At 45.6% G+C, this 13858-nt stretch carries 9 protein-coding genes; 7 read left to right on the forward strand and 2 right to left on the reverse strand.

Translation table 11 applies throughout. From position 1 onward, the window contains the following. The first annotated feature begins 26 nt into the window (after positions 1 to 26). The 4 genes from DQM55_RS05115 (at position 27) to DQM55_RS05130 (ending at position 6572) form a co-directional block, all read left to right on the forward strand. A complete protein-coding gene (locus DQM55_RS05115) occupies positions 27 to 1811 on the forward strand; it encodes a serine hydrolase domain-containing protein (RefSeq protein ID WP_111675689.1) in 1785 nt (594 codons plus the stop codon). A 219-nt stretch (positions 1812 to 2030) separates the two neighbouring features. Then, positions 2031 to 2843, forward strand: a complete 813-nt coding sequence (locus tag DQM55_RS05120) for a CPBP family intramembrane glutamic endopeptidase (RefSeq protein ID WP_111675690.1) — start codon at positions 2031 to 2033, stop codon at positions 2841 to 2843. 102 nt (positions 2844 to 2945) lie between these two features. Continuing rightward, a complete protein-coding gene (locus DQM55_RS05125) occupies positions 2946 to 4727 on the forward strand; it encodes a serine hydrolase domain-containing protein (RefSeq protein WP_111675691.1) in 1782 nt (593 codons plus the stop codon). 66 nt (positions 4728 to 4793) lie between these two features. Beyond that, positions 4794 to 6572, forward strand: a complete 1779-nt coding sequence (locus tag DQM55_RS05130) for a serine hydrolase domain-containing protein (RefSeq protein WP_111675692.1) — start codon at positions 4794 to 4796, stop codon at positions 6570 to 6572. A gap of 57 nt (positions 6573 to 6629) precedes the next feature. Here DQM55_RS05130 and DQM55_RS05135 read toward each other — a convergent pair whose 3' ends face one another. Further along, positions 6630 to 7370 (reverse strand): amino acid ABC transporter ATP-binding protein, encoded by a 741-nt coding sequence (locus tag DQM55_RS05135; RefSeq protein WP_111675693.1) that lies wholly within the window; start codon positions 7368 to 7370, stop codon positions 6630 to 6632. Continuing rightward, positions 7370 to 9538, reverse strand: a complete 2169-nt coding sequence (locus DQM55_RS05140; protein ID WP_111675694.1) for an ABC transporter substrate-binding protein/permease — start codon at positions 9536 to 9538, stop codon at positions 7370 to 7372. Before DQM55_RS05140 ends, DQM55_RS05135 begins: the two co-directional genes overlap by 1 nt. 195 nt (positions 9539 to 9733) lie before the next feature. Between DQM55_RS05140 and DQM55_RS05145 the strand changes: the two genes are divergently transcribed. The 3 genes from DQM55_RS05145 to uvrB all read left to right on the forward strand — a co-directional run bounded on the left by DQM55_RS05145 (position 9734) and on the right by uvrB (position 13843). After that, a complete protein-coding gene (locus tag DQM55_RS05145) occupies positions 9734 to 10666 on the forward strand; it encodes a CPBP family intramembrane glutamic endopeptidase (protein ID WP_111675695.1) in 933 nt (310 codons plus the stop codon). A 79-nt stretch (positions 10667 to 10745) separates the two neighbouring features. Continuing rightward, entirely contained in the window at positions 10746 to 11693 is a 948-nt protein-coding gene (locus DQM55_RS05150) for a CPBP family intramembrane glutamic endopeptidase (RefSeq protein ID WP_111675696.1), read from the forward strand. A gap of 161 nt (positions 11694 to 11854) precedes the next feature. After that, positions 11855 to 13843: an excinuclease ABC subunit UvrB gene (gene uvrB, locus DQM55_RS05155; RefSeq protein WP_111675697.1), complete on the forward strand. Its 1989-nt coding sequence runs from the start codon at positions 11855 to 11857 to the stop codon at positions 13841 to 13843. Positions 13844 to 13858 lie beyond the last annotated feature (15 nt).

Below are 13858 nucleotides of genomic sequence, written 5' to 3' on the forward strand. Positions count from 1 at the left end.
CGAATAATTCTGCAAAGGAGAATCACATGAAAAAATCATTTATTCTAACACTTTTAACGATTATAACTCTAGGACTCTTCCGACCGGTTACAGCCTTGGCTGAGGAGCAGAAGTTGCCGTCTGGTACGGAGCGCAGCCAAATTGGTCAAAAAATCCAAGACTTTGTCAAGGAACATGAAAAGACAACAGCCGGTATGGCAACAACCGTTTTTGACAAGGACGGGACTATTTACCAAGGCAGTTTTGGATATATGAACAAGGAAAAAGGCATTAAAGCCGACGACAACAGCGTCTTTGAATGGGGGTCAGTAGGGAAACTAGCTATCTGGGTCTCCGTCATGCAGCTCTGGGAAGAGGGCAAGATTGACCTTGACGAAGACATTCGCACCTATCTGCCAGAGGGATTTATGAAGACTTTGCGCCACGACAAGCCCGTCACTATGACAGACCTCATGAACCATCAGGCCGGCTTTGGCGAGTCTACCCACGCCTACAAGGAAGATAAGGGCTTGTCTATTGAGGAGATTCTGGCAATTAATCAGCCAGAACAGTCTTATGAACCAGGCACCATGACAGCCTACTCGAACTTTTCAGCTAGTCTGGCAGCCTATATCGTTGAGCGAATCTCCGGTCAGGACTTCTCTGCCTATGTCCATGAGCATATCTTTCAACCACTAGGGATGAAAGACACTGCTCTATCAGCCGACTTTAAGGAAAATCCAAAGATTTACCAGAAGCGGATGGAGCAAATCTCTTATCGGGCGGACGGTCAGACATCTATGGGAACTAGCTATTTCCATCTAGGGCTTTACCCAGCGGGGAATGCCGTCTCCACTTTGTCTGACTTCCAGAAGTTTGCCCAAGCGCTTTTGAAGAAAGAAAAGCTCTTCAAGCATGCTGAGACTTGGACAACTCTCTACACAGCAACATCGAATTATCCGGGAACGGATATGCCGCTCAATATGCACGGATTTTGGACACAGGAGTACGGCACGACGCTTGTTGGCCATGGCGGAAACTCGACTGGCTATTCATCTTATATTCTGCTGGACTTGAAAAATGGTATAGGTATGACCGTTATGACGAATCAGGATCATGAGTCGGTTTATAACTATGAAATGCCAGCCTTGGTTTTTGGACCTAAGAAAAAGACGGACTCAACCACCTTTGACAAATTCCAGTCTGGTAATTACCGAGCTGCTCGCTACTTTGCCAGTGGTCCTATGTCTATCTCCAGAACTTTGCTTTACACTCAGTTTGTCGAGAAATCCAAGGACAATCCGCTTTTGACCCAGAATTTTTCAGTTGTCAGCGGTAGTGGAGACGAGACTAAGGTAACAGCTTCCTATGGTGACAACTTCAGAGTCAAGGATAACGAGATTCTGAAAGACTGGTCCTTCCTTATTTCAGCGGCAGTCGGAATTGTTTTCAGTATCATTCTCTTTTTGGCACGGGGCGGACTGGATCTCTTCCGCTTGGTCTTCAAAAAAGGTCAATCTAAAACACCAAAATCTCTTCGTATCTGGACTTACCTAACTTCTTTAGCTGGAGTAGGTGTGGCTATAAACTTCCTCCTCCTCTTTAACACATTTGCTACCAGCGATCTGACCTTTTTAGCTAGCTGGCGCTACATTGTTTTTGCCGGTCTGGGATTGATTCTGGCTGGCTGTGCAGTCTTCCCACTTCTGACCAAGGCAAGAAAAGGGCTGAGTAAGAGCAGACTCTACCTGACTGTCTTGACTAGTCTGTCAGCTCTAGCTATCGTTGTCAATATTCTCTACTGGTCACTTTATCAGTGGTGGGCATTGTGATTATTTGCTTGTTTTTTCTGGGGGAATGGACTATCTCATGAGGTGAACCATTTGATTAATTCTTTTTACAATCTTAAGGTTAGTGATTTTTCAACAGGAGCTGAAGTACGATAGCTGTCTTTTATACAGAGCGCGGCTAAACGAAGCAAAAAATCAAGGATCTTATCAGACTACAAAAAGCAAGCAGATAAAATCAAACCATTTAAAGGAGAAAATCAGATGACCAATGAAACAAGAAGCAAACCACAACCAAAACTAGTCTGGCCTTTCCTAGCTTGGAACTTCGGTTGGACTTGGGGATTTATGTTGCTAGCGATCATTCTCAAAAATCTCTGGCCGGAAAATCCACCTGTACTCTATCTGGCTCTGGAAGGCCTCCTAACGAGTCTCAGTATGTTCGGACCGGTGATAGCAAGCCTAATAGTGCTGAAAATAAAAGGCTTCAAAGCCATCTGTTCCTTTATCTTCTCAAGCAAGAAAGGAACTTGGCTCTATCTCCTACTCTTCAGTGGAGGTCTGGCTGTGACTTTTGCATTAGCTTCCGGAGGCAAGCTGGTAGACGGGTCTCTGCTTTCATTTATTGGATCCTTTATCTACCTTATGACCTTGGCTGGTGGCATGGAAGAGCCTGGCTGGCGAGGCTTTCTGCAGTCGGCTTTGGAAAAGAAGTTCTCTATGCTTATCGCCTCCTCGATAACTGGACTGGCTTGGGCTGCTTGGCATATTCCTCTCTGGTTTTATGACCGCTTTTATGATCGAAGTCAGAATCCCTTTCTAGTCTTTATCATTGTAACTATAGTCCAGTCTATCTGGTTTGCTGCACTGCATAAGAAGACGAAATCTGTCCTTGCCTGTATGATTTTCCATGCCCTGCTAGACATTCTGATAGAAACGTTTGTCGGCATCAACCTAGCTGATAAGTTTGATTTCTCTCAGGTCAACTCCCTCTTTTACCTTGGCGGCTTGGGCATTCTGACCCTTTACAGTATTTATCTCTGGTATCGGGCGGATAAAGAAGAGAAAAACGCATGACTAAAAAATAAGAATAAGCTGATTCTAAAATTGAAAGGAGACTGTACAAATTATCTGACCTTAGCTCATATGAATCTTTGAGTCGAACAGAAAGGAAATGCTATGAAAAAATCATTTATTCTGACACTTTTAACGATTATAACTCTAGGAATCTTCCGACCGAGCGCTGCTTTAGCTGACTCGCAGAAGTTGCCGTCTGGCACAGATCGCAGCCAAATTGGTCAGAAAATCCAAGACTTTGTCAAGGAACATGAAAAGACAACGGCCGGTATGGCAACAGCAGTCTTTGATAAAAACGGAACCATCTACAAGGGAAATTTTGGCTATGTGGACAAGGAAAACAAAGTCAAAGTTGACGATGACAGTGTTTTTGAATGGGCTTCAATCACTAAACTGACGGTCTGGGTGTCGGTCATGCAGCTCTGGGAAGAGGGCAAAATCGACCTAGAAGCAGACATCAAAACTTATCTGCCAGAAGGCTTTCTCCGCAATCTTCGCTACGATAAGCCTATCACCATGCTGGATCTGATGAACCATCAGGCTGGCTTTGATGAAATGCCACTCTACAAAAAAGGAGATAAGAGCGACTTGGAAGAGCAGTTCCGCGATTACCAGCCTATTCAGTCCTTTGAGCCGGGTACGACGACATCATACTCTAACTTCAGCACGGCTTTGGCATCTTATATCGTGGAGCGGATATCTGGGCAGAAGTATGCAGACTATGTCCATGAGCATGTTTTTGAGCCGCTGGACATGGATCGGACTGCTATCTTGCCTGACTTATCGGACAACGCTTATGTACAGGAAAAGCGCAAGGAGGATAAGGGCTATGATGACCAAGGTAAGCTCTTGGGAGATACACCATTTAAGCTCTGGATGTACCCAGTCGGAGGGGCTGTGGGGACTCTAGGAGACCTGAAGAAATTCGCCCAGGCCTTGCTGGAACGTAAGACGCTCTTTCATCATCCAGAAACTTGGACCGAGCTTTACTCAACAACCTCTACCCACCCTGGTACGGATATTGTTCGTAATGCTCATGGCTTTTGGGCCAGTCACTACGGTGTTACCTTGCTGGGACACAGTGGTAATGCTGATGGCTTTTCTAGCTATCTTTACTTGGATCTGAAAAATGGCATCGGCCAAGTCATCTTAACCAATCAACTGTATGAACAAGTTTACAATGTTCAAATGCCGGAGCTGATATTTGGCAAGATGCAGACTGTCAGCGAAGCTACTAAAAAGCAATTCAAGCCTGGCTCTTACCACTATTTGAGAAGCTATAATAGGGGGCCACTGTCCTTCATGCTCATGGTTCCCGGGGCCATCCAAAAGATCAACAAAGTCTCAGATCAGCCGGATCTGCTGAGCACTTTCTGGACTATTGACCGAAGCCAAGGTGCTGACCGCCTCGAATTTGGTGTCCTTAATGCAGAAAGGATTTCCGATTCAGTTCTCTTTAGACATTATCTAGTCGTGTTTCTCGGAGGTCTGGCACTCGTGTTTGCTCTGGGAAATATCTTGATTAGTTTTCTGATTGGCGGTTTCCGTCTCATCCTACGTAAAGCAAAAAGTTCGGTACCTCGCTCTTGGAAGGTCTGGAATTACCTGACTTCTCTAGGAATGATCCTTTTTGCAGGCAATCTTATTCTGCTTTTACTGGCTGCCATGAATCAGGATTACTCAATTGTTCAATCTTGGCGCTATATGGTATTTGCAGGTCTGGGCCTATTCTTAGCAGGTTGTGCAGTTTTTCCGCTCTTCAGCAAGGCTCGAAAGGAGCTCGGAAAAGGCCGCCTCTTCCTGACAGTTCTGACTAGTCTATCCGCCCTGGCCATAGTCGTTAATATCCTCTACTGGTCGCTTTATCAGTGGTGGGTGATGTGATATAAGTTGCTTGCCTTCCTTTGGGAAGGCGGGCTTTGTCTGTGTAATTCTGCAAAGGAGAATCGCATGAAAAAAACATTTATTTTCACACTTCTAACTATTTTGACATTGGGGCTTTTTCGCCCAGCCACTGCGCTAGCTGAAGAGCAGAAGTTGCCGTCTGGTACGGAACGAGACAAAATTGGTCAGAAGATCCAAGACTATGTCAAAGAGAACGAAAAGACAACAGCCGGCATGGCGACAGCTGTCTTTGACAAAGACGGCACTATCTATCAAGGAAACTTCGGCTATATGAACAAGGAAAAAGGCATCAAGGCCGATGATGACAGCGTTTTTGAATGGGGTTCCGTGACTAAGCTGACCGTATGGGTCTCCGTTATGCAGCTCTGGGAGCAAGGTAAGATTAACCTAGAAGAAGATATTCGCGCCTATCTGCCAAAGGACTTTCTTAGAAATCTCCGGTATGACAAGCCCATTAGCATGCTAGATCTGATGAACCATCGGTCTGGATTTGATGAAGCCCCTCTCTATATGCAAGGGGGCAAGAGTTTAGAGGATTTGCTACTCAAATATCAGCCGGCTCAGTCCTTTGAGCCGGGTACAACGACAGCTTATTCCAATTACAGTACTGGGTTGGCTGCCTACATTGTGGAACGAATTTCTGGGCAATCCTTTGTTGATTATGCCCATGAACATATCTTCCAGCCTCTGGGCATGGAGAGAACGGCCATAGCTCAAGACTTGTCTGACAATGCTTATGTCCAAGCCAAGCGCAAGGAAGTAAAAGGATATGCGACAGATGGCAGCCTGTTAGGCGATGCACTTTATGAAGTCGGCCTGTATCCAGTTGGTCGAGCCACAGGAACATTGAGTGATTTTCAAAAATTTGCTCAGGCTCTGCTGAGTCGCAAAACTCTCTTTACTCGGTCGGAGACTTGGACGACTCTCTATTCAACGACAGCAACCTATCCTGATACAGATATTGTTCGTAATGCTCATGGCTTCTGGGCCAGTGAATTTGCAGTTACAGTGCTAGGGCACGGAGGAAATACAAATGGTTTTTCCAGCTATCTCCTGCTGGATCTGAAGGATGGTATCGGTCAGGTGATCATGACCAATCAAGGCGTGAAAGAAATTTATAATGATGGCATGCCAGAATTGATTTTCGGAAAACGTCCGACAGCCAGTGCAGAGACTCAGAAAAAGTTCGAACCAGGCTATTATCAAATTCTTCGGAATTTCAACCAAGGTCCGCTCTCTTTGTATCAGCTCTTTCCAGGTAATATGCTTCATATGAAGAAGCCGTCCTCGGAGCGAATGGATCATTTGTTTTGGACTATTTATAAAAGTGGAAATGGTAAAACGCGAATCGCTACTCCGGTCAGTGATTTCGAGAAAGTCCCTGACTGGGAAATCTGGACTAAGTTTGGGTTGATTGCTTTGGCAGCTCTTAGTGTCGTTTATGCTTTGGATAATCTACTTGTGCGGCTTGTGCTAGTCCTCTATCGACTGGTCTTTGGCAAGGTGAAAAGCAAGCAAAATCGAGCTTGGAAATGGTGGCACATCTTGACAGCTGCAGGAGTAGTGGTCTCAGCTGGAAATTTACTCTTGCTCCTGCTTAGCTCAAGCACTACGGATCTCAGTATCATCGCTCATTGGCGTTATATGGCTTTTGCAGGTTTGGGATTGTTCTTAGCAGGATGTGCGGTTTATCCGCTCTTTAGCAAGACTCGAAAGGATCTCGGAAAAGGCCGCCTCTTCTTGACAGTTCTGACTAGTCTATCTGCGTTGACTATTGTCGCCAATATCCTCTACTGGTCGCTCTACCAATGGTGGGTGATGTAGTTTAAAAATTTTTGAAACAAGAAAAGAGCCAGCTTATAGCTGGCTCTTCGTTTGGTTTTATACATTCAGTACCTTGTCCAAGAAGTCTTTAAGACGTGGATGCTGCGGATTGTCAAAGATTTGGTCAGGCTTGCCGTCCTCTAGGAATTCACCATCAGCAGTAAAGATAACGCGGTTGGCTACTTGACGGGCAAAGCCCATCTCATGGGTCACAATCAGCATGGTCATACCTTGCTGGGCCAGATCCTTCATAACGTTGAGAACGTCGCCAACCATTTCAGGGTCAAGGGCAGAAGTAGGCTCATCAAAGAGCATGATGTCTGGATTCATGGCCAGACCTCGAGCAATTGCCACCCGCTGCTTTTGACCGCCGGACAGGCTGTCTGGACTGGCATCAGCCTTATCAGCTAAGCCGACCTTTTCCAAGAGCTCCATCCCTAGCTTATCTGCTTCGGCTTGAGTCAAGCGCTTGTGTTCAACAGGAGCAAAAGTGATATTTTCCAGAACAGTCATGTGCGGGAAGAGGTTGAAGTGCTGGAAGACCATACCGATATTTTCACGGACCAGATCCACGTCAGTCTTTTTGTCCGTCAGATCAAAGCCATCAACCGTGATAGTACCACTAGTCACTTCCTCTAGCAGGTTAAGACTGCGCAGGAAGGTTGACTTACCAGATCCAGAAGGACCGATGATGCAGACCACATTTCCCTCGTAGAATTTAGCAGTAATCCCCTTTAGGACTTCGTTTTCCCCGTAGTATTTATGAAGATCGTTCACATCGATTTTTAATTTTGCCATTACTTAATCCTCTTTTCTAAGCGTTTTGCCAAGCGGGTCAAGAGCGTGATAATGATGAGATAGAGCACAGCCAGGATAGCATACATCCGGAAACTCTGATAGTTGCGGGCGATGATGTCTTTACCCGTTTTGAAGAGTTCGGCCAGTCCAATAGCTGAGACAATCGTTGTATCCTTGAGTGCGATGACAAACTGATTGACAAAGTTTGGCAGCATAATCTTGGTTGCCTGTGGCAGGATAATCTTGCGCATGGTCTTGGAGTAGGAAATCCCCAAGCTGCGGCTGGCTTCCATCTGTCCAACAGGAACGGCTTGAATACCTCCACGGACAATTTCAGCGATATAGGCGCCGGCATTGAGAGAGAGGGCGATGGTTCCTGCAACGAAAGCGTTGATTGGGCTTTGTTGACCAGTCATGGATTCGATTAGGTTAGGAATCCCCCAGAAGATAAAGGCTGCCACAATCATCAGTGGAATACCACGAATAACGTCGACAAAGATTTCTGAAATCCAGCGCAGCGGTTTATAAGGGCTGACGCTGAACATACCAAAGATAATCCCGATGACCATAGCAATCGCAAATGAAATGAGAGCCAAAGCAATCGTCACTCCCAGACCTTTAAGAAGTTCTTGGTAATTATTTTGCAGCAAGCCCCAAATAGTGGACTCATCTACAGTGGATTCCTTTTCTTCGCTAGCCAGATACTTGTCTAAAATCTCTTGGTACTTGCCGCTTTCTTTGAGGTTGGCCAGTCCATTGTTAAACATCTCAATCAGCTCAGGATTGCTGCCTTTTTTTACTGCGAAAGCGACTTGGCCGCTTGGTGTACCTTCAATAGGTGTTTTAAGTTTCTTGCCTTGTTTGATAGCGTATTTGACAACGGGCTCGTCATCCATTACAGCTGCGACGGAGCCAGTATTAAGGCTGTCATACATGGAAGCTGCATCTGAGAATGTTTTAATAGAGTAGCCGTACTTGCTCTTGTTTTCCTCAAGGAACGTTTGAGAAGCGGTACCAGTTTTGACACCGACTGTCTTGCCCTTGAGTTCCTCGTAGGACTTGATATTGCTGCTGTCCTTGACTGCCAAGATAGAGTTGGCTGTGTAGTAAGGGTCAGAATAATCAAAAGTTTTCTTGCGAGCATCAGTGACAGACATTCCGGCGATAATTCCATCAGCCTGACCGGTCTGAACGCTATTAATAGCTGCATCAAAGCCAGGATTGGTGACTTCCACAGTAAAGCCTTGGTCTTTGGCAATAGCCTTAATCAGCTCCATGTCAATCCCAGTGTATTGGTTGCTGTCATCTTGGAAGACAAAAGGAGCAAAAGATGAGTCGCTGGCAATGATGTATTTGTCTTTTGTCGGACTAGCTTTTTGACCGGCAGGAGTAGAAGTCTCTGGAACAGCTGAGTCAGAACTGCCTTTAGAAGCCGTCCATTTATTGATGATTTCATCCAGACTGCCGTCTTTCTTCATCTGCGCCAAAGCTTCGTTAAACTCAGTAACTAAATGCTCGTGCTTGCTGCCTTTTTTGACACCGAAAGCAAAGCTACCAACAGCCTCGCCCTTCATAGAAATTTTCAGGTTTTGGCCTTGATTGATGGCGTACTCAATGACAGGCTGATCATCCATCACTGCATCGACATCACCAGCAGAAAGGCTGTTATACATCAAGTCACCCGTGTCAAAGGTTTTGAGAGTGAAGCCGTACTTATCTTTGTTTTTCTCAAGGAAACGTTGGGCAGCCGTTCCTGTTTTGACACCGACTTTCTTTCCTTTCAGCTGTTCATATTTGCTGATGGTGTTTGCCTTGGTCGTCGCGATAACGACCTTGGTGTCGTAGTAGGTATCAGACATGGTAAAGACTTTTTCGCGCTCGCTTGTCTTGGTCATACCAGCCATGATGGCATCCGCCTGGCCGGCTTGGACCGCATTGACAGCTGCATCGAAGCCTGGGAAGCTCATGTCAATGTCCCAGCCTTTGATTTCTGCGACCTTGTTGATAATATCTACGTCAATTCCCTTGTAAGTCTGATCAGAATCTTTAAATTCAAATGGTGCGTAAGCAGTATCGGATACGATTTTGACTGTATCTGCCTGGGCTGTCGCCCCTAACGCAAAAAATGGAAATAATGTTAGCAAGACTGCTAAGAATTTTTTCTTCATTTTCTTCCTCCTTTTTAGCATTCTAGCATTATAGCAAAAAAACACTGATTAGGCAAATTTCTCCTGTTTTTATGTTAGGTTTTCTGACATAAAAACTCTGGATTTTTCGCAAAAATAGCTGCAACTTTTCTTTGTACTTAAAGCAAAGTCTGCTATACTGGAAATGAATCAAAGCAAGGATAGAATGAGGTTCTTATGAAAAAATCACGTATCTTGAACGGAGTCAATCAAGCTCGCTTTGTCCCTCCTTATATTTTGTCTCTTTTACTGGCGATTGTTTTCGTGCAAGGAGGACAGCAGTTGGCCTATCTGGCTTTGGAGCCAATTTCGACTGTCCTCAGTCTTATGCTAGGTTTCTTAGGGCAAGGAGGATTCTTTGAAATCTTTTTCAATTTTGCCCTGCCTTTTCTCTTATTTGGCTTTGTTTTTATGATACTGGCTCTCTTTCTCTGGGTGCGCTGGGCTGAAGGACGAACGTTCTCGACTCTGGGCTTTGTTAAAAAAGGAAGCTTGGTGGAGCTAGTCAAAGGATTGGCAGTAGGTTTTCTCCTCTTTAGTCTAGTCGCTCTGCTTATGCTGTTGAGCGGAGCTGGCTCTTTCGAATGGGGACAGCTGACGCTGGAACCTTTTCTCTATATCTTGATTTTGCTTCCGCTCTGGATGATTCAGGGCGGAGCAGAAGAGCTGGTGACACGGGCTTGGCTGCTGCCAGTTGCTGTCAAAAAGACCAACCTACCCATCGGTTTGCTGACTTCGAGCCTGCTCTTTGGCCTCTTGCACCTAGGCAATCCAGATATTGGTATTCTTCCCATTGTTAACATTGCCTTATTTGGCCTCTTTGCAAGTCTTTATCTGCTTCGGACGGACAATGTCTGGGGGATTATAGGACTTCATGCTGCTTGGAACTTTAGCCAAGGCAATATCTACGGTTTCAGTGTTAGTGGTACTGGTGTGGACGCGGCAGTCCTGAACTTTATCCCTAAGTCAGAATGGAGCTGGTTGACTGGTGGAGCTTTCGGTGCTGAAGCTTCTATTTTCAGCTCGCTCATTCTCTTGCTGGCTGTCCTCAATTTGCTTATCAAGATGAAAAAAGACGGTAGTTTGACTGAGTTAGTGGAAAAGAACTAGAAACAGTACGAACGGTTCTCTTTTGCTCATCCTAAAATAATATGCTATAATAAAGTAAAACAAGGAAAGGAATGTGTATATGTTTAAATCTCGTATGTTGGATGCTATCAAGCAATCGCGTTATATTCCGCCGATTTGGTTTTCTATCTTGATTGCTATTGGTTTTGTTTATGTAGGTCGTTTTGCTGGAATGTTCGGAATGTTTCCGATTGGGCTTGTTATTGGTATTTTGTTCCGTGCGACAAACCCCGCTGGCGGCCAAGCAGCACTTATGGAATTTCTCCGTCACTATAGTCTATTTTTTGAACTATTTACTTTCTTTTTTATCGCTCTTACTGTCTTTCTCTGGGTTCGATATCGTGAGAAGCGTCCTTTTTCTAGTCTGGGATTTTATAAACAAGACTGGTTCAAAAATCTCCTTAAAGGCTTCCTTATTGGAGCAGTTCAGTTTTCACTGGTTGTTGTCTTGCTCTTGGTAACGGGGACAGCCAGTCTGAAATTTGGTCAGGTGAACTTACAGTCTTTGATTTTTGTCCTAGCTATCATTCCTTTCTGGATTCTACAAGGCGGGACAGAAGAGCTAGTGACGCGTGGTTGGCTCTTTCCAGCCGTTAGCGCTAAGTCCAATATCTTCATTGGTATCTTGATTTCTAGTGCTCTATTCGGGGCTCTGCACCTCTTTAACCCTGGTGTGACCGTTCTTTCTATTGTCAATATCATACTAGACGGTATCTTTGCTTGTTTCCTTATGCTCAAGTATGACAATATGTGGGTACTGGCTGGTATGCACGGCGCTTGGAATTTTGTGCAAGGAAATATCTATGGCATTCAGGTCAGTGGTCAAGGAGCATCTGCCTCAATCTTGAACTATAGCTCGCAATCTTCTGTGGATTTTCTGTCTGGTGGAGCCTTTGGTGCTGAAGGATCTATTTTTGCCAGTATCGTCCTGATTGGCTGCATTGCCTATCTCTACTGGTCACTTAAAAAAGAAAATCGCCTGCCTCAGGCGCTGATCTTTAAGAAATAACCATTTCGCCCAGTTGAGCTGGGCTTTTTTTATGTTTTTTAACGAGAGGTGTGACAAGGGACAGAAGATGGTAGAAGTATGAGCCTCTTAGTTATACCCAAATCCAGAGAAAATAGGGCAAATATGGTAAAATGATAGAAGCACAATTTAAGGAATAAAAGATGATTAACAGAATAACAGATAATAAATTTGAATTGGTTTCTAAATATGAGCCTTCAGGTGACCAGCCACAGGCTATTGAGCAGTTGGTGGATAATATCGAGGGGGGCGAGAAGGCTCAGATTCTCATGGGGGCGACTGGTACTGGTAAGACCTATACCATGAGCCAGGTTATCGCTCAGGTCAACAAGCCAACTCTGGTTATCGCCCATAATAAAACGCTGGCTGGCCAGCTTTATGGCGAGTTTAAGGAGTTTTTCCCCAATAACGCGGTGGAATACTTCGTTTCCTACTATGATTACTACCAGCCTGAGGCCTATGTGCCTTCCAGCGATACCTATATCGAAAAGGATAGCTCGGTCAATGACGAGATTGACAAGCTCCGTCACTCAGCGACATCAGCCCTCTTGGAGCGTAACGATGTGATTGTCGTGGCTTCGGTCTCTTGTATCTACGGTCTGGGTTCGCCTAAGGAATACTCTGATAGCGTGGTTAGCCTACGTCCAGGTCTAGAAATTTCCCGAGATAAGCTACTGAATGATCTGGTAGATATCCAGTTTGAGCGCAATGACATTGACTTTCAGCGGGGGAAATTCCGGGTTCGTGGTGATGTAGTGGAGATTTTCCCAGCTTCTCGGGATGAGCATGCCTTTCGGGTAGAGTTTTTCGGAGATGAGATTGACCGGATCCGTGAGGTTGAAGCCTTGACCGGTCGAGTCTTGGGTGAGGTGGACCATTTGGCCATCTTCCCAGCCACTCACTTCGTGACCAATGAAGACCACATGGAATTAGCCATTGCCAAGATTCAGGCGGAGCTGGAGGAGCAGCTGGCTATCTTTGAGAAGGAAGGCAAGCTTCTGGAAGCCCAGCGCTTGAAGCAACGCACGGAGTATGATATTGAAATGCTTCGTGAAATGGGCTATACGAATGGAGTTGAGAACTATTCTCGCCACATGGATGGTCGGAGCGAAGGAGAGCCACCTTATACCCTTCTGGACTTTTTCCCTGATGATTTCTTGATTATGATTGATGAGAGTCACATGACCATGGGACAGATTCGCGGTATGTACAATGGCGACCGCTCTCGCAAGGAGATGCTGGTTAATTATGGTTTCCGCCTGCCGTCTGCCTTGGACAACCGTCCGCTGCGCCGGGAGGAGTTTGAAAGCCATGTTCACCAGATTGTCTATGTATCGGCTACGCCGGGCGACTATGAAAATGAACAGACGGATACTGTTATTGAGCAGATTATCCGGCCGACAGGGCTTCTGGATCCAGAAGTGGAAGTCCGTCCAACCATGGGACAGATTGATGACCTTTTGGGAGAAATTAATGCCCGTGTCGAAAAGAATGAGCGAACCTTTATCACAACCCTGACCAAGAAGATGGCGGAAGACTTGACGGACTATTTTAAAGAAATGGGTGTCAAGGTCAAGTACATGCACTCAGACATCAAGACTTTGGAGCGGACTGAGATTATCCGTGATTTGCGCTTGGGTGTCTTTGACGTTCTGGTTGGGATTAACCTGCTGCGCGAGGGAATTGATGTACCTGAGGTTAGCCTGGTGGCAATTCTTGATGCAGACAAGGAAGGCTTCCTCCGCAACGAGCGTGGCCTGATCCAGACTATTGGCCGGGCAGCTCGCAACAGCGAAGGGCATGTGATTATGTATGCGGATACCATGACCCAGTCCATGCAGCGCGCTATTGATGAAACTGCCCGCCGTCGGGCAATCCAGATGGCTTATAATGAAGAGCATGGCATTGTACCGCAGACCATCAAGAAAGAAATCCGAGATCTGATCAGTGTGACCAAGGCTGCCCTGCCAGACAAGGAAGAAACTGTCGAAATCGAAAGCCTCAACAAACAAGAACGCAAGGACATGATCAAGAAACTGGAAGGCCAGATGCAAGAAGCTGCAGGACTTCTGGACTTCGAACTGGCCGCACAGATTCGCGATATGATTCTGGAAATAAAGGCGATGGATTGAGGGATATAAAGGAGA

Origin of the sequence: Streptococcus sanguinis (genome assembly GCF_900475275.1) — a bacterium.
GTDB lineage: Bacteria > Bacillota > Bacilli > Lactobacillales > Streptococcaceae > Streptococcus > Streptococcus sanguinis_N.